18 protein-coding genes are annotated in these 17916 nt (G+C 41.3%); 14 read left to right on the forward strand and 4 right to left on the reverse strand.

Annotated elements, in window-relative coordinates:
- Positions 1 to 16 precede the first annotated feature (16 nt).
- Entirely contained in the window at positions 17 to 1105 is a 1089-nt protein-coding gene (locus tag N5O98_RS21820) for a phosphotransferase enzyme family protein (protein WP_004308565.1), read from the forward strand.
- On the opposite strand, the gene N5O98_RS21825 is transcribed toward N5O98_RS21820, so the two are convergent.
- From N5O98_RS21825 to truA, 3 genes are read right to left on the reverse strand one after another with little or no spacing between them, the layout of a single operon-like run.
- A complete protein-coding gene (locus N5O98_RS21825) occupies positions 1097 to 1747 on the reverse strand; it encodes a DUF3256 family protein (RefSeq protein WP_004304571.1) in 651 nt (216 codons plus the stop codon). The two genes, N5O98_RS21820 and N5O98_RS21825, sit on opposite strands and share 9 nt — an antisense overlap.
- Before the next feature lie 44 nt (positions 1748 to 1791).
- Positions 1792 to 2694, reverse strand: a complete 903-nt coding sequence (locus tag N5O98_RS21830; RefSeq protein WP_004308564.1) for a DMT family transporter — start codon at positions 2692 to 2694, stop codon at positions 1792 to 1794.
- A gap of 29 nt (positions 2695 to 2723) precedes the next feature.
- Entirely contained in the window at positions 2724 to 3527 is an 804-nt protein-coding gene (truA, locus tag N5O98_RS21835) for a tRNA pseudouridine(38-40) synthase TruA (RefSeq protein WP_004308562.1), read from the reverse strand.
- Positions 3528 to 3656: 129 nt separating this feature from the next.
- On the opposite strand from truA, the gene N5O98_RS21840 reads away from it, so the two are divergent.
- Together N5O98_RS21840 and N5O98_RS21845 are read left to right on the forward strand one after the other, a co-directional pair.
- Positions 3657 to 4154, forward strand: a complete 498-nt coding sequence (locus N5O98_RS21840; protein ID WP_004301750.1) for a hypothetical protein — start codon at positions 3657 to 3659, stop codon at positions 4152 to 4154.
- A gap of 20 nt (positions 4155 to 4174) precedes the next feature.
- Positions 4175 to 5827: a flotillin family protein gene (locus N5O98_RS21845; RefSeq protein WP_004301748.1), complete on the forward strand. Its 1653-nt coding sequence runs from the start codon at positions 4175 to 4177 to the stop codon at positions 5825 to 5827.
- A gap of 629 nt (positions 5828 to 6456) precedes the next feature.
- On the opposite strand, the gene N5O98_RS21850 is transcribed toward N5O98_RS21845, so the two are convergent.
- Positions 6457 to 6894: a DUF6078 family protein gene (locus N5O98_RS21850; RefSeq protein WP_022199894.1), complete on the reverse strand. Its 438-nt coding sequence runs from the start codon at positions 6892 to 6894 to the stop codon at positions 6457 to 6459.
- A 192-nt stretch (positions 6895 to 7086) separates the two neighbouring features.
- On the opposite strand from N5O98_RS21850, the gene N5O98_RS21855 reads away from it, so the two are divergent.
- The 11 genes from N5O98_RS21855 (at position 7087) to N5O98_RS21905 (ending at position 17779) form a co-directional block, all read left to right on the forward strand.
- Complete coding sequence (locus N5O98_RS21855) at positions 7087 to 7947, forward strand: hypothetical protein (RefSeq protein WP_022199895.1); 861 nt, start codon at positions 7087 to 7089, stop codon at positions 7945 to 7947.
- A gap of 81 nt (positions 7948 to 8028) precedes the next feature.
- Positions 8029 to 8706, forward strand: coding sequence for a DUF5715 family protein (locus N5O98_RS21860; protein WP_022199896.1), 678 nt, complete (start codon positions 8029 to 8031; stop codon positions 8704 to 8706).
- A 113-nt stretch (positions 8707 to 8819) separates the two neighbouring features.
- Positions 8820 to 10376, forward strand: a complete 1557-nt coding sequence (locus tag N5O98_RS21865) for an ATP-binding protein (protein WP_022199897.1) — start codon at positions 8820 to 8822, stop codon at positions 10374 to 10376.
- A 74-nt stretch (positions 10377 to 10450) separates the two neighbouring features.
- Positions 10451 to 11443, forward strand: coding sequence for a PhoH family protein (locus N5O98_RS21870; RefSeq protein ID WP_022199898.1), 993 nt, complete (start codon positions 10451 to 10453; stop codon positions 11441 to 11443).
- Positions 11444 to 11531: 88 nt separating this feature from the next.
- Positions 11532 to 12476 carry a phosphoribosylaminoimidazolesuccinocarboxamide synthase gene (locus N5O98_RS21875; protein WP_022199899.1) on the forward strand — a complete coding sequence of 315 codons (945 nt, stop codon included), beginning with the start codon at positions 11532 to 11534 and terminating at the stop codon, positions 12474 to 12476.
- A gap of 162 nt (positions 12477 to 12638) precedes the next feature.
- Positions 12639 to 13376, forward strand: coding sequence for a bifunctional demethylmenaquinone methyltransferase/2-methoxy-6-polyprenyl-1,4-benzoquinol methylase UbiE (gene ubiE, locus N5O98_RS21880; protein WP_004308553.1), 738 nt, complete (start codon positions 12639 to 12641; stop codon positions 13374 to 13376).
- Positions 13377 to 13393: 17 nt separating this feature from the next.
- Complete coding sequence (locus N5O98_RS21885) at positions 13394 to 14422, forward strand: hypothetical protein (RefSeq protein WP_004308551.1); 1029 nt, start codon at positions 13394 to 13396, stop codon at positions 14420 to 14422.
- Positions 14423 to 14428: 6 nt separating this feature from the next.
- Positions 14429 to 15175 carry a shikimate dehydrogenase family protein gene (locus N5O98_RS21890; RefSeq protein ID WP_004304542.1) on the forward strand — a complete coding sequence of 249 codons (747 nt, stop codon included), beginning with the start codon at positions 14429 to 14431 and terminating at the stop codon, positions 15173 to 15175.
- Positions 15176 to 15193: 18 nt separating this feature from the next.
- Positions 15194 to 16144, forward strand: coding sequence for an alpha/beta hydrolase (locus tag N5O98_RS21895; RefSeq protein WP_004301723.1), 951 nt, complete (start codon positions 15194 to 15196; stop codon positions 16142 to 16144).
- Between the two features lie 72 nt (positions 16145 to 16216).
- Positions 16217 to 17149, forward strand: coding sequence for a TPM domain-containing protein (locus N5O98_RS21900; RefSeq protein WP_022199900.1), 933 nt, complete (start codon positions 16217 to 16219; stop codon positions 17147 to 17149).
- A 48-nt stretch (positions 17150 to 17197) separates the two neighbouring features.
- On the forward strand, positions 17198 to 17779 hold the full coding sequence (locus tag N5O98_RS21905) for a LemA family protein (RefSeq protein ID WP_022199901.1): 582 nt from the start codon (positions 17198 to 17200) through the stop codon (positions 17777 to 17779).
- Positions 17780 to 17916: the final 137 nt, after the last annotated feature.

A 17916-nucleotide genomic window follows, 5' to 3' on the forward strand; every position in this document is an offset into this window, starting at 1 on the left:
TTTAAAGAAAAAAAACATGAAAGATTTATCTAGCATCGTAGCTAAATTTAAAGTCCAAGGTACGATAGAAGAAATCAAACCTTTGGGTGCAGGACTTATCAACGACACTTATAAAGTAAACACCAAAGAAGCAGATGCTCCCGACTATGTTTTGCAACGCATCAATCATGCCATTTTCCAGAATGTAGAAATGCTTCAATCCAATATTAGCGCTGTTACCAATCACATTCGCAAGAAACTGACGGAAGCCGGAGAATCGGATATAGACCGCAAGGTGTTGAGTTTCCTCGAAACAGAAGAAGGTAAAACATACTGGTTTGACGGTGACAGTTATTGGCGTGTGATGGTATTCATCCCACGTGCAAAAACGTATGAGACGGTAAATCCCGAATATTCCAATTATGCAGGAGAAGCCTTCGGTAACTTCCAGGCTATGCTGGCCGATATTCCGGAAACATTGGGTGAAACCATACCCGATTTCCACAACATGGAGTTCCGTCTCAAACAACTACGTGAAGCCGTTGCGAAGGATGCTGCCGGACGGGTAGCAGAAGTGAAGTACTATCTGGATGAAATAGAGAAACGCGCAGATGAAATGTGTAAGGCTGAACGTTTATATCGTGAAGGGAAACTTCCCAAACGCGTTTGCCATTGCGATACGAAAGTGAATAACATGATGTTCGACGAGGATGGTAAAGTGCTTTGTGTCATTGATCTGGATACGGTAATGCCTAGCTTTATATTCTCCGATTATGGTGACTTCTTACGTACAGGTGCCAACACAGGTGATGAAGACGACAAAGACCTTGAGCGTGTAAACTTCAATATGGAAATATTCAAAGCATTTACCAAGGGCTATCTGAAAGGAGCCAAATCATTCCTGACTCAGATCGAGATTGAGAATCTTCCTTATGCGGCGGCTTTATTCCCATACATGCAGTGTGTACGGTTCCTGGCAGATTATATCAACGGAGATACTTATTATAAAATCAAATATCCGGAACATAACCTCGTTCGCACCAAAGCACAATTCAAATTACTTCAAAGTGTGGAAGCAAACACACCGGAAATGATAGCGTTCATCAACGAATGCTTATTAAATTGAGAATGCTCCATTTTTCCAATGGTAGACTACAGGGCGGCGGAGAAACGGTTTCAGTTTCTCTGCTGTTTCTTTTGACATATAGTCGGGGGTTGTTAACGTAAGTGTCAGTTCCGTATTTTCTTTATTAAAATCGGCTTTCATCAATAGCATATCTGCCGAACGGCGTGCTTCATCAAACTCATAAACTCCTGCTGAATCGGGAGCATTCAGAAAATCATCCATCAGGGGCAGGGTAATAAAGAGAGATGTTGTAAGCGGTTTCCAGTCGTCCGTATAGAAATGGATGCTGCTATCACAGGCAGGAGCACAAACAGTAGAGACTGTACAGATTACGTTCGTTGAATCATTTAATGCCAACACTTTCATCTGCCAGGTCGATTGAGCTGACATTTGCATACGGATATAGTCTTTGCTAAGATCAGTCATCTCCGACTTCTTGCCAAAACGGTTTTCTACTTGCGCTTTCATCTTACTTTCCAGAAAGTCTATGCAATCTTCACGATTCACTTTTGTAAGCAAGGGGCTTAGAGAATCCGGCATATTCACAAACAACGTTTTGGCCTCTTGTGCCTGAAGAGCAGTCGAAACAAAAAGTCCGACAGCAGAGAAGAATATAGTAATAACAAGTTTATTTATTTTCATATCTATCTTATTTAACCTATGACAAACAGTCTTGTGTAACTGTTTTAACTTTTAGACCCCAAATATAAGAATATCATTCCGATTAACACCAGTATAAGGTCAATCGCTTTGCTTTTTAAATTCTTTTCACGGAAGAAAAGCGCACCGAAAGTAAAAGAAACAACCACACTTCCCCGACGGACCATCGAAACGATAGAAATCATCGAATCGTCGTAACTTAATGCGTAAAAGTAAACAAAATCGGCAGCAGAAAGGAAAATGGAGATCAGGATAATCGTCCAATCCCAGTGGAACGGAGTAGTGGACTTTCTTTTAGGCCACCAAAGCAACAACAGGATAGGACACATGATAAACACCTGATAAACATTATACCAGGATTGCACCAACATCGGATTCAGAGACTTCATCAGATATTTATCATACAAACCACTGATAGCACCTGTAATGGCAGCCAGTACAATAAAAAAGATCCATTTGTTATGCTTAAAATCAATTCCTTCTTTCTTTCCCGAACGGCTCAACATAAAGAAAGAGGCAATAGCCAGCATCACACCAATCCATTGATAGAGATTCAATCGTTCACCGAATACCAGCATAGCTCCCACGAGCACCATCACCGGACGGGTGGCATTGATAGGTCCCACAATGGTTATGGGTAAATGTTTCATTCCGAAATATCCGAATATCCACGAAGACAATACGATGAACGACTTGATGATAATATATTTATGCTGTTCCCAACCAGCAACGGGAACATTGAATATTGTTCCTCCCAACAAGTCCGGTTGATAAACGGATATCAGGATAAACGGTAGAAAGATGAGACTGGAAAAGAATGTATTTAGAAACAAAACAGGAAGTACTGCATTATCTTTCAACGATTTCTTCTTGAATACATCATAAAAGCCCAGCAAAGTAGCCGAGAGGAATGCTAATAATAACCACATGAGAATATTTATTATTTACTAATTACCAATTATAAGTTATCAGCGACAGACGGTTCGCCGGTTATGGATGATTGCTGGTCATCACATTCAAATATACTTTCCGGGTATTCCACGTTGACCAGAAACAGGGCTTGCCCCGGAGCAGAGGTCCCGGCTTTGCAACGGTCTTGTTGTTCGATAACCCGCCGGAAGCCTTCAACAGTAAGTTTCCCTCGTCCCACTTCAATCAGCGTACCTACGATAGCTCGCACCATATTTCGCAGGAAACGGTCGGCACGGATGGTAAACACCCAAGTAGCATCATCTTCCTGCGTCCATTCTGCATGAGTGATATGACAAATATTGGTCTTTACATCCGTATGAAGTTTACTGAAACTCGTAAAATCGTTGTACTCGAAAAGGATACGCGCTGCTTCGTTCATGCGTTCATAATTCAACTGGTTATAAAGACGCCAGCGATATTGCCTGTTAAAAGGATATTTCGATGTCGTCACATAATATTTATAAGTTCGCGCAGTCGCATCAAAACGGGCATGGGTATCCGGCCGAACCCGGCAAACACGATAAATGGAAATATCGGGAGGTAGCAGACGATTTAATTTATCAGTAACAGAAGTAGTATCCAACAGTTCATCGGAATCAAAATGAGCAACCATCAGAGAGGCATGCACTCCCGCATCCGTCCGGCCTGCTCCTATTACTTCAATTTCGCGACGCAGAAAGGTAGACAATGCCTTCATCAGACATTCCTGCACACTAATCCCATTCGGTTGAATCTGCCAACCGTGATAGTTGGTTCCGTCGTAAGCCAAATAAATAAAATACCTTTGCACGCTAATTCCTCTTTTTTAGGGTTTTCGCGCGCAAAAGTAGTCATTTTATCTCATTTATCTTTGTATAATTCGCATAAACCTGTATATTTGGAGAACAAAATAATCATGATTCACTAATACCTCACAATTATGAGTAGTACCATTTTCCTTATTATTGCCCTTGTGACAACAGGAATATTTGTAATCCAATTCGTTCTATCCATCTTTTTCGGAGACATAGATGCAGATGTAGACGTAGATGCTGACATCAGTAGCGTAGTTTCTTTTAAAGGACTAACTCATTTTGGAATCGGATTCGGCTGGTACATGTATTTAGCGGGAAACACTGAAATTCAAAGTTATGTCATCGGAATTCTGGTGGGTCTTTTCTTTGTTCTCGCTGTGTGGTTTCTCTATAAGAAAGCTTATCAACTGCAACAAGTGAATCATTCTGAACAGACAGATCAACTTGTGGGACGAGAATGTACCATCTACTTCAAGCAAAGCGACAGCAAATATACTGTACAGACCACCCGGGACGGAGCCATGCGTGAAGTAGACGTCATCTCCGAATCCGGAAAAACATACCAGACTGGAGACCGAACAATCATCACCAGTTACAAAGACGGAACACTGTTCATTCAATAACTATTCAAATACATAATTTTATGACACAAGAAATGTTGATAATGGCTGCTATATTAGTGGCAGTCATTTTGCTTACCTTCATTGGTATCCTTTCCCGTTACCGCAAATGTAAGAGTGACGAGGTACTCGTCGTATATGGTAAAACGGGAGGAGATAAAAAGTCGGCAAAACTATACCACGGTGGTGCAGCCTTCGTATGGCCTATTATTCAAGGCTACGAATTCCTGTCCATGAAACCCATGCAGATCGAATGTAAACTGACCGGTGCGCTATCCGCTCAGAATATTCGTGTAGATGTGCCGACTACAATCACCGTAGCCATCAGCACAGATCCCGAAGTGATGCAGAATGCCGCAGAACGTATGCTGGGTCTGACGATGGATGACAAGCAGAACTTAATTACTGATGTTGTATATGGTCAGATGCGTATGGTGATCGCCGATATGACTATCGAAGAATTAAATTCTGACCGGGATAAGTTCCTGGCTAAAGTGAAAGATAATATTGATACTGAACTTCGCAAATTCGGTTTGTATCTGATGAACATCAACATCAGTGATATTCGCGACGCTGCCAACTACATTGTCAACTTAGGTAAGGAAGCTGAAAGTAAAGCACTGAACGAGGCACAGGCTAACATCGAAGAACAGGAAAAGCTGGGTGCTATCAAAATTGCCAATCAAATAAAGGAGCGTGAAACGAAAGTAGCAGAAACCCGCAAAGATCAGGATATTGCTATTGCAGAAACCAAAAAACTACAGGAAATCTCCGTTGCAAATGCAGATAAGGACAGAATCTCACAAGTAGCCATTGCCAATGCAGAAAAAGAATCACAAGTAGCAAAGGCTGAAGCCGAAAAGAATATCCGTATCGAGCAGGCAAATACAGAAAAAGAAAGCCGTGTTGCCGAACTAAACTCGGATATGGAAATCAAACAGGCGGAAGCTGCCAAGAAAGCTGCTATCGGACGAAATGACGCACAGAAAGAGGTAGCACTTTCCAATGCTGAACTAGCTGTAACACAAGCTAATGCCGATAAGCAAGCAGGTGAAGCTACCGCAAAATCGGAAGCTGCCGTACAAACTGCACGCGAAATTGCGCAAAAGGAAGTGGAAGAAGCTAAGGCACGGAAAGTGGAATCTTCATTGAAGGCTGAAAAGATTGTTCCTGCGGAAATCGCCAGACAGGAAGCTATCCTGCAAGCAAATGCCATCGCTGAAAAGATTACCCGCGAAGCGGAAGCACGCGCAAAGGCTACTTTAGCACAAGCCGAAGCGGAAGCAAAAGCTATCCAATTGAAACTGGAAGCAGAAGCGGAAGGTAAGAAGAAATCATTACTTGCGGAAGCAGAAGGTTTCGAAGCAATGGTAAGAGCAGCTGAATCGAATCCAGCTATCGCTATCCAATATAAGATGGTAGACCAGTGGAAGGAAATCGCCGGCGAACAGGTGAAGGCGTTCGAACACATGAACCTAGGAAATATCACTGTATTCGACGGAGGAAACGGTGGAACTAGCAATTTCCTGAACACATTAGTAAAGACAGTAGCTCCGAGCCTTGGCGTATTGGACAAGCTTCCTATCGGTGAAACAGTGAAGGGTATTATCAATCCGGAAAGCAAAACGGAGGAAAAGCCTGCAACAAAAGCTGACGAGAAAAAAGATAAGAAATAGTTGTAATCCAACATAATATACGCTGATGAGAAAAGCATGATTACTTGTTCTCATCAGCGTTTGTTTTTTATATATAACTCGAATAAATCTTCTTTGAACATTCCGGATTTATTACGTTCTTTATGTTACATAAAATATGTAACACAAAATATGTAATAAGTCGTGAAGCCATATCGCTCATTCTTTGTATACAATTACAATAATCCCGGAATGTCGCGCCACTAGAAATGATTTTGCAAAATCATTTCTCATATTCTCATAATCCATAGAATAATTACCTGTAATTCAAAGCAATAGCACTATGAGAAATACTTTTCAAAAAGCTGTTTCTCATAATATTTTGCCTGAAATGTCATAAAAAACCGGTATTTCTCATACTTTCATCATGCATTTCTCATACCGGGACTGCTATATAATACCTACATAATAAATGTCAACCCAACCCGAAGATAAGAAAAAAGGCAGTCAACTATTATCAGGGTATTACAGTCCCCGGTAGTCCCATATATTATGGGAAAAGATTCCCTAGCTGGAGGGAATTTATTCCCTTATTTTGCGGGAATAAATTCCCATAATATAAAAGAATACTTTCCCACAATATGTGGGACTACCGGAACTAACGGATATACTTACCCAAGATCATAGTATTCTATATATTCGTCAAATTGAGGCGTTTCTGTAACTCCCCGCCTGCGGAAAAGTCCCTGTATGTATTCCTGCTCCTTCGGTTTAATCAGCCGCTCCTTGTTGCAACAACGGTAATAGATCGTTTTGCCAAAGTAGGCTATCATCTGTCGTTTGATAACGGTGGCATCAGCAAGCGGCACCCGATCCAGCAAATGTTTCATACCCCGTGCAAACAACACCGGCTTTTCATCAATAAAGTAAGTACAGTCTTCACCATCGGAGGTGACATGTTCGGGATTAATAACCATTACAGCAGCCCGCTCTTTCGGCATTCGGAGAGTTACTTGTCGTCGCAGACATTTGTCCGCACGCAAACAATGTCCATTCAAGCAATGAGCGAAGCTAACGGGCATAGAATTGTAATCGAAATCTGTTTTCATGTGTGTTATGTTTAGTGGGAAAGTGGCCTATTTTTATAAACCGCTACAAATGTATGAAAAATAGCTGGAGGACAAGAAATAAATACACTATTTACTTCAACATATTGATAAAATCTTTATATTTGCCTCCAACATCAACACAGGAACTTATAAGACTATATCTCTCCTGCAAAACTATAAAACAGAATAATCATGAAGACAAAACATTTACTTGGAGCACTACTGTCATTTCTCTATACAATTATTTTTTTTAGCTGTGGAAATAACGATGAAAAAAAGATATATTCTTTATCCTTCGAAAAAGAGTATTACGAACGACCTTTGTTAGGAACAACCAATATCACCATCACAGGTGGAAATAGGGACTACACCGTAACTGTAGAAAAAACTGACATTTTAAATATAGATGTAGATTTATCCAGTTCGATAGGAATGGGAAGCTTAAGGATCACCCCAAAAAAGAAAGGAGAAACAAAGGTGAAAGTAAAAGATAATATCACCAACGAAACGGCTGATTTAAGAATTAAAATTACAGACAGTTATTTGGCATACGCTATAAAAAAAGGTAATCATCCGGCACTTTCTAATGGCACTATAGTTTATCTTATTAACAATGAAGCTAAAGATTGCTATTTTTTCCGTTATATTGAGTCTAGAGACGAAATATCTCGTACTCCAATAGCAAAAGGAACATACGATTTTTTCACCAAGTTAGAAAGCGGTTCCGGCAACTCGTCTCCTACATACGCCATACCTTATTTAACACTAAACTATGCATCTGACGAACAAGGAAATTTCAGCGATGCAACAGTTCCTCCCACCCCTCACAAATTAAGATTTGAACTATACGATGGAGTTACGAGTGCAAATGCCGTTCTAAATCTTATATCAAAATTTCTAGATATAGATTGGAAAGAACTTGTAGAAAAAGCTCTTACCAGAAGTGAACATACAATAGTACCCACACTAAAAACAACAATTGACAATACAGATTATACCATAATAGGGATACTAAACACCTATCCTGAAATACCAGAGAATATTTTGGAATAACCCCAAAGTATGAGCCAGAAAATAATGCAAAGCATAGAACGTATGAAAAAATAGCGTATATTTGCGAGCAAAAAATATAAAATGACTATTTATAAGCTTCGCATATTACCGCTATCTTTACTAGTTATCGGGCTTACAACGCTTACTTCGGGCTGCAAAAAGAAAGACATGTCGCTGAAACTGAACGAGCCGCGCAATATTCGTGGCGTAGTCAGCTACAAACGTTCTTTCCCTGATTTGAACGATGCACATCTGGAAGCAGCCAAAAAGATAGGGATTCGCCCATTGGCAGACCGGGAAGCAGCAGAAGATATGAAAGAAAAGCTAACTCATATTACCGACAATGAGTTTTATGTAGTAGATTCACTGACACACTCTATCCCCTATCTCGTTCCTTGTGCCAGCGCGCTACTCGATACGATCGGTTCCAATTTCCTCGATTCATTGACTGCCAAAGGCTTGAATCCGAATCAGGTAATCGTTACTTCGGTGTTGCGTACCGAAAACGATGTGAAACGCCTCCGCCGTCGCAACCGAAATGCTTCGGCAAACTCGGCACATTGCTTCGGAGCCACTTTCGACGTCAGTTGGAAACGCTTCAAAAAGGTAGAAGACAAAGACGGACGTCCCTTACAGGACGTAAGCTCAGATACTCTGAAACTCGTTCTGTCTGAGGTATTAAGGGACTTGCGGAAAGCGGAAAAATGCTATATTAAATATGAATTGAAGCAAGGGTGTTTCCACATCACCGCCCGATAAATACCTTTTTTCAAAATCTTTGACCAGCATATCATAAAACCTTCAAGGTAAATTTTGCGTTAAGATGAAAAACAGCTATCTTTGTATGAATCCAACGCTAAAAGAATCAGATTATGAGCAAGCTATATCCTATCGGCATACAGAATTTTGAAAGTCTCCGTAACGATGGTTATCTTTATGTAGATAAAACCAGACTCATTTACCAATTAGTAAAAACCGGTCGTTACTATTTTCTTAGCCGTCCTCGCCGCTTTGGGAAAAGTCTGCTAATATCTACTCTTGAAGCATACTATCAGGGAAAGAAAGAACTATTCGAAGGATTGGCTATCGAACAACTGGAAAAAGACTGGATCAAACACCCGATATTACACCTTGATTTAAATATCGAGAAATATGATACTCCCGAAAGTCTGGACCAAATACTCAATGACAATCTGGAACATTGGGAAAGCCTGTATGGCACACGCCCGTCGGAAGTTTCCTTTTCTTTACGCTTTGCAGGCATCATACAGCGGGCTTACGAACAGACCGGGCAACGTGTTGTTATCCTTGTAGACGAATATGACAAACCTATGCTGCAAGCTATCGGAAACGAAGAACTGCAAAAATATTACCGAAACACACTAAAGCCTTTCTATGGAGCATTAAAGAGTAAAGACGGATGCATCAAACTCGGATTCCTTACAGGTGTCACCAAGTTCGGAAAAGTCAGTGTATTCAGCGACCTGAACAATCTGATTGATATTTCAATGGATGAACAGTACGTGGAACTCTGCGGTATCACAGAGAAAGAAATCCACGACAATATGGAAGAAGACTTGCATATCTTGGCTGATAAGCAAAAAATGACTTATGAGGAGGTATGCTCCGAACTGAAAGAATGTTATGATGGTTATCATTTCGTAGAAAACTCCATAGGAATATACAATCCATTCAGTTTGCTCAACACATTCTATAAGATGAAATTCGGTAGTTACTGGTTTGAAACCGGCACCCCGACTTATTTGGTAGAATTACTAAAGAAATCTAATTATAATCTCCAACGTATCACGCATGAAGAAACGGATGCAGATGTACTGAACAGCATTGATTCGACGTCCCGAAATCCTATTCCGGTTATCTATCAAAGTGGATATCTTACGATCAAAGGATTTGACAATCGCTTTGGAATTTATCGACTGGGATTTCCCAATCGGGAAGTAGAAGAAGGTTTTGTAAAATACCTCCTTCCGTTCTATACCAATATAGACGTAATCGAATCTCCTTTCCAAATACGGCAGTTTGTCGATGAAGTGGAACAAGGTGATTATGATGCCTTTTTCCGCCGCCTGCAAAGTTTCTTTGCCGATACACCTTACGAATTGGTACGCGATTTGGAACTACATTATCAAAATGTACTCTTCATCGTATTTAAACTCATTGGATTCTATGTAAAAGCAGAGTATCATACCTCACAAGGACGCATTGACCTCGTCCTGCAAACCGATCATTTCATCTATGTAATGGAATTCAAGCTAGAGGGAACCGCCGAAGAAGCTCTGCAACAAATCAATGACAAACATTATGCACAAGCATTTGCTGCCGACAAGCGACAAATATTTAAAATAGGCATCAATTTCAGTAATGAAACAAGAAACATCGAAAAGTGGATAGTAGAAGATTTGCAGTAAAATTCACCTCCAAACAATCAGAGAATCCAAAACGTTTGATTAAATTTGCAGAAATTTTTCTTTAATACAACTTAATGATAGAGAAGCTGATTGTTCTTGAGGACATTGATCCGGTTATTTTTTACGGTGTAAACAACGCCAACATACAGTTAATTAAAGCTTTATATCCAAAGCTACGCATAGTTGCCCGAGGCAATGTCATCAAAGTGCTGGGCGACGAGGAGGAAATGTGTGCCTTCGAGGAAAATATCACCAAACTTGAAAAGTACTGCGCCGAATATAATTCACTGAAAGAAGAAGTCATCATTGACATTATAAAAGGAAATGCTCCGCAAGCGGAACAGACAGGAAACGTGATTGTATTCAGCGTCACGGGCAAGCCTATCATCCCCCGAAGCGAAAACCAGTTGAAACTGGTAGAAGGATTCGCCAAGAATGATATGGTATTCGCCATCGGTCCGGCAGGTTCGGGAAAAACATACACTGCTATCGCCCTTGCCGTGCGTGCATTGAAAAACAAAGAAATCAAAAAAATCATTCTTAGCCGCCCCGCCGTAGAAGCCGGAGAAAAACTCGGTTTCCTGCCCGGCGACATGAAAGATAAGATCGATCCATACCTACAACCTTTATATGACGCCTTGCAGGATATGATACCTGCCGCCAAGTTAAAGGAATACATGGAATTGAACATTATCCAGATTGCCCCGTTAGCCTTTATGCGCGGACGTACGCTGAATGATGCAGTCGTTATATTGGACGAAGCCCAGAATACTACCGCCCAACAAATCAAAATGTTCCTCACCCGTATGGGTATGAACACCAAAATGATTGTGACGGGAGACATGACACAGATTGACCTTCCCGCTTCACAAACATCGGGATTGGTGCAAGCCCTCCGCATCTTGAAGGGAGTGAAAGGGATCAGTTTTGTTGAACTGAATAAGAAAGATATCGTACGCCATAAACTGGTGGAACGTATCGTGGATGCTTACGAAAAGTTCGATAAAGAAGCGAAAGCCGAACGGAACGGTTCACCACAGAGGACACAGAGTACACAGAGGATTTAATCCAAATATCTCAATGAAAACTCTGTGTACTCCGTGTCCTCCGTGGTGAAATTAAAGAAAGAAGCATAATTTTAATATATATATCATTATGAAAGCATTAACAAAAACAGATTTCAACTTTCCGGGACAGAAAAGTGTGTACCACGGAAAAGTGCGCGATGTGTACAACATCAACGGCGAAAAACTCGTCATGGTAGCAACCGACCGTATTTCGGCCTTTGACGTGGTACTGCCTGAAGGTATTCCTTACAAAGGACAAATGCTGAACCAGATTGCAGCTAAATTCCTCGATGCCACTACTGACATCTGTCCGAACTGGAAAATGGCTACTCCGGACCCAATGGTAACAGTGGGTGTGTTGTGTGAAGGTTTTCCGGTGGAAATGATTGTACGTGGTTACCTGTGCGGTAGCGCATGGCGGGCTTACAAAAGCGGTGTACGCGAGATTTGCGGCGTAAAATTGCCGGACGGAATGCGCGAAAACCAAAAATTCCCCGAACCGATCGTCACTCCGACTACGAAAGCAGAAATGGGATTGCACGACGAAGACATCTCTAAAGAAGAAATCCTGAAACAGGGATTGGCTACTCCGGAAGAGTATGAAATCCTCGAAAAATATACATTAGCCCTTTTCAAACGCGGTACTGAAATCGCAGCAGAACGCGGACTGATTCTCGTAGATACAAAATACGAATTCGGCAAGCACAACGGTACTATCTACCTGATGGACGAAATCCACACTCCAGATTCAAGCCGTTATTTCTATGCTGAAGGTTACCAGGAACGTTTCGAAAAAGGCGAACCACAGAAACAACTTTCTAAAGAGTTCGTTCGCGAATGGTTGATGGAAAACGGTTTCCAGGGCAAAGACGGTCAGAAAGTACCGGAAATGACTCCGGCTATCGTACAAAGTATCAGTGACCGCTACATCGAATTGTTCGAAAACATCACCGGTGAGAAATTCGTGAAAGAAGATACTAGCAATATCGCTGAACGTATATTCAAAAACGTCGAAACTTTTTTGAACAGCTGATAAGCGATAAATGACAGATAATAAATGATAGTTGATAGATGATAAATGATAGTTAATATGCAGCTTATCGCATATAACTATTAACTCTGTCATCTTCCAACTATCATTTATCAACTATCTTCTTCAACTATCAACTATCATTTATCAACTATCAACTAAAAAATGGATTACCCGCAACAACATATCAAGCCTTACGACGAAGAAGGAAAAAAGACCGAGCAAGTGGAACGTATGTTCGACAACATCGCACATGCCTACGACAAGCTGAACCATACCTTATCTTTAGGTATCGACCGCAGCTGGCGCAAAAAAGCTATTGCCTGGTTACACCCTTTTCAACCGCAGCGAATGATGGATGTAGCGACCGGTACAGGGGATTTTGCCATCCTCGCCTGCCGCAAACTGCAACCTGCCGAACTAATCGGCACGGACATCTCGGAAGGTATGATGAATGTGGGACGTGAAAAAGTAAAAAAGGAAGGACTGTCGGATAAAATATCTTTTGCCCGGGAGGACTGCACTTCACTCTCTTTTGCCGACAATGATTTTGACGCTATTACTGTAGCTTTCGGTATCCGCAACTTCGAAGACCTCGACAAAGGGCTCTCCGAGATGTGCCGCGTACTGAAACCGGGCGGTCATCTTGTTATTCTGGAACTTACCACTCCGGACCGCTTCCCGATGAAACAACTGTTTTCCATCTACTCTAAAGTCGTCATTCCATTATTGGGTAAGCTTCTATCCAAAGATAACAGTGCCTACCGCTATCTGCCGGACACCATCAAAGTATTTCCTCAAGGGGAAGTCATGAAAGGAGTCATCGCCCGAGCCGGTTTTAGCGAAGTCAACTTCAAACGGCTGACCTTTGGTATCTGCACTCTTTATACCGCAACCAAATAACCTAATAATGTAACCTTATGAAAACAACAAAATCAATTGGACTATTTCTACTCTGCATTTTTTGTTGTATCAATTTCACCTCTTGTGATCCGGCAAACAATGGAGGAGATGACCTAATATGGGATTTTGCTCCCATAGTTCTTTACATTTCAGTACAGGATGCTCAAGGCAATGACTTACTGAATCCACTCACCAAAGGCTCTATCGCCAATCAAGGAATAAAAGCGATCTACAAAGGGGAGACTTACGAAAAAGATGCTCCGCTAAACGAACGCACCAGAGCTTATATGGCCTATTTCACAGGTCTGCAAACAGGAGTAAGCAAAGACGGAAAATATTATCTGACTTTCGGGGAATTCAATGGCGATCATACATTCGATAATGAGAAAGTAGAAATAGACTGGAATGACGGAAAAGAACCATCTGTCATCACTTTTTCCAGTAAACTGACCTGGAAATCAAAGAAAGAACCCGTATTCGACCGGAAATTCTGCCTGAACGGACAAGAAATTGACCAGAAACAAGGTTTAGTAATTACCAGCCCCCCCTCTCAATCTGAACAGAAATTCGATATCGTTGCCGTAGAATATGGCATAGATGTAGAAACGGACGAAATTAAAGAAAAAATAAAAGCCGATTTAGAGAGTAAATCTCCCTATACCAATGGAGAATCATACAGTATATCTATTCAGGAAAAGAACTCCGGTACATATACATTACTCAATTCTGATGGCTTTCCTATAACAAAAAAGGAATTCGCAATCGAAGAAGCAGAAGCTCATGGTATGTATGGAATAACGACTGAAATAGCCAAAACTTGCAGACTTATTCCTCCTGACGACCAAATATACAACCATATAAAATTGAAATTAGGCATTGACGGCGAGAAGTCATCTAACACTTTCAATATCTTTATCGGCCGCCCTTATAATTTCTGGATATACGAAGATTTGACGGAATACTATAAAGACAAATACCCTGACGGTAAAGTAAAAGAAATAGTACGTCTTCTAAAAAGTAAACCCAATAACCCAACTAAGCAATAAATGATTATGGAAAAATATGGTTTAATCGGCTACCCTCTGCGACATTCTTTTTCTATCGGATACTTTAATGAGAAATTCAAATCCGAAGGTATCAATGCAGAGTATGTGAATTTCGAAATTCCCAGCATTAATAACTTCATGGAAGTTATCGAAGAGAATCCCAATTTATGCGGGCTTAATGTGACTATCCCCTACAAAGAACAAGTGATTCCTTTTTTGGATGAACTCGACCGTGATACCGCAAAGATAGGTGCTGTGAATGTCATTAAAATCATCCGCCAGCAGAAAGGGAAAGTCAAACTGGTTGGCTACAACTCCGACATCATCGGATTTACTCAATCCATTCAACCTTTATTGCAGCCTCATCACCAAAAAGCATTGATTCTGGGTACCGGCGGAGCTTCCAAAGCCGTCTACCACGGGCTGAAAAACCTGGGTATTGAAAGTATATTCGTATCACGCACCCACAAAGCCGATGATATGCTGACTTATGAGGAACTGACTCCCGAAATTATGGCAGAATATACAATCATCGTCAACTGTACTCCCGTAGGTATGTTTCCTAAGGTAGATTTCTGCCCTAATATTCCTTATGAGCTACTGACTCCAAACCATTTGCTCTATGATTTGTTATATAATCCGAATGTTACGCTGTTCATGAAAAAAGGAGAAGCACAAGGGGCTGTTGTTAAAAACGGTCTGGAAATGCTGCTGCTCCAGGCATTTGCCGCATGGGAGATATGGCATAAATAAGGATTAGAGAGAGTTTTTATGAGGAGAAAAGTTGTATATAGCATCATTATTATCATGCTGGCATTGACCGGCTGCACCATCGGAGGAAGTTTTTATATGTTAAACTTTTCATTGACTCCGAATGCCAAGATTTTGTCTAAAGATGCTGACTCTTATCCCTTCATGTATAGAAACTACCCTTTCCTACGTCCATGGGTGGACAGCCTGAAACAAGTGGATGCACTGAAAGATACATTCATCATCAATCCGCACGGAATACAACTTCATGCGTATTATGTTGCTGCTCCCCAACCCACCAGTAAGACAGCAGTCATTGTGCATGGACATACAGATAATGCTATCCGTATGTTTATGATTGGTTATCTGTATAATCGAGATTTAGGATATAACATATTACTTCCCGACCTGCAACATCAGGGAGAAAGTGAAGGCCCAGCCATCCAGATGGGATGGAAAGACCGTTGGGACGTATTGCAATGGATGAACATTGCCAATGAGATTTTCGGAGATAGTACACAAATGGTTGTACACGGCATTTCAATGGGAGGTGCGACAACCATGATGGTGTCCGGTGAGGAACAGAAACCATTTGTTAAATGCTTTGTGGAAGATTGCGGCTACACCAGTGTATGGGACGAATTCTCACATGAGCTTAAAGCTAGTTTCCACCTTCCCCCTTTTCCACTCATGTATACCACAAGCTGGCTTTGCGAGAAGAAATATGGATGGAATTTTAAAGAGGCTTCCTCACTGAAACAAGTAGCCAAATCACAACTTCCGATGCTGTTTATTCACGGGGATAAAGACACGTATGTGCCTACCTGGATGGTATATTCGCTCTACGAAGCCAAACCGGGACCCAAAGAACTATGGATTGTTCCAGGAGCGGCTCATGCAGTTTCATACAAAGAGAATAAACAGGAATACACCGACCGAGTCCGTGCATTCGTCGGGCGATACATTCATTAAACCTATTATAACAAGGAGTTTTAGATTCATAACAGAAAAAGTTTCTATATTTGCAAACGTAAAATAATCGTTATGAAATCAATATTGACTTTTATACTAGCAACTTTTCTTCTGTTCCCACTACAAGCTCAAGAGAAAGTATACACGGTGGACAACCTCCCGAAAGTTCACCTGCAAAACAAAATGCAATATGTTTGCAACCCGGCCGGCATACTTTCACAGGCAGCTTGTGACAGTATAGACTCCATGCTTTATGCCTTGGAACAACAAACAGGAATTGAAACGGTGGTTGCCGTAGTTCCATCAATCGGAGAAGAAGATTGTTTCAACTTCTGCCATCAGTTACTTAATAAATGGGGTGTAGGGAAGAAAGATAAAAATAACGGATTGGTTATTTTGTTGGTTACGGATCAACGTTGTATCCAGTTTTATACCGGTTATGGTTTGGAAGGAGTGCTCCCCGATGCGATCTGTAAAAGGATTCAAACCAGATATATGATTTCTTACCTGAAAGACGGAAATTGGGATGCCGGAATGGTGGCCGGCCTAAAAGCGACTTGTCAGCGGCTCGACGGTTCTATGGAAAATGATGCTCTCTCCGATTCGAACAGCGGTGGTTCTTTTGATTTTGTTCTTGCCATTCTTTGTTTTATTGCTATTGGCGGAGGTCTTGCTTTCTTTTCGGCACGTAGGCAAAGCCGTTGTCCGAAATGCGGCAAACACCAATTGCAGAGAACAGGAAGTGCTGTCGTATCCCGAATTAACGGGGTGAAAACCGAGGATGTTACCTATACATGTAGAAACTGCGGACATACCATCATACGTCGCCAACAAAGTTATGATAATGATTACCACCACCGGGGAGGTGGCGGAGGTGGTCCATTTATTGGAGGCTTCGGCGGAGGTCGTTTCGGAGGCGGAGGCGGTTTCGATGGAGGCGGTTTCGGTGGAGGCAGCTTTGGCGGAGGAATGGGCGGTGGCGGCGGTGCCGGTTCTCGTTTCTAAAGAAAATAAGTAGAAAACAAATTATCAAATTCAATAAAAACAAGAAACATGAAGAAGTCAATTATTATCATCTTAGCCGTTGTGGCTATCCTTGTCATATGGGCAATAAGTGTATATAACGGTCTGGTTACTATAGACGAGAATGTAAGTGGTCAATGGGCAAATGTAGAGACTCAATACCAACGCCGTGCCGACTTGATACCTAACTTGGTAAATACCGTGAAAGGATATGCGACACATGAAAAGGAAACATTGGAAGGAGTTGTTGCCGCACGTAGCCAGGCAACTCAAATTAAAGTGGACGCTGCCGATCTGACACCAGAAAAGTTGGCGCAATACCAAAAGGCACAAGGTGCTGTAACATCAGCACTGGGCAAGTTATTAGCTATTACCGAGAATTATCCGGACTTAAAAGCTAATCAAAACTTCCTGGAATTACAGGCTCAACTGGAAGGAACTGAAAACCGTATCAATGTAGCGCGCAAAAATTTCAATGATGCTGCACAGGCTTATAACACCAATATCCGCCGTTTCCCCAAAAATATCTTTGCAGGAATGTTCGGCTTTGATAAGAAAGCATATTTTGAAGCAGAAGAAGGAAGTGAGAAGGCTCCGAAGGTAGAATTCTAAAAAGAGGCTAAATCGATCTTTATATTTTAGATTTTTCTCGGTTTGACTTAACCGATTGAGAAATAAACTTTTAGCGAATTATTTGAGAAATAGAAGTAACGATTTAGCAACTGTGCGAATTTCAGCGTTTTGCGTTG

It is taken from the genome of Bacteroides sp. LFL-34, from assembly GCF_027257075.1.
Taxonomy (GTDB): domain Bacteria; phylum Bacteroidota; class Bacteroidia; order Bacteroidales; family Bacteroidaceae; genus Bacteroides; species Bacteroides ovatus.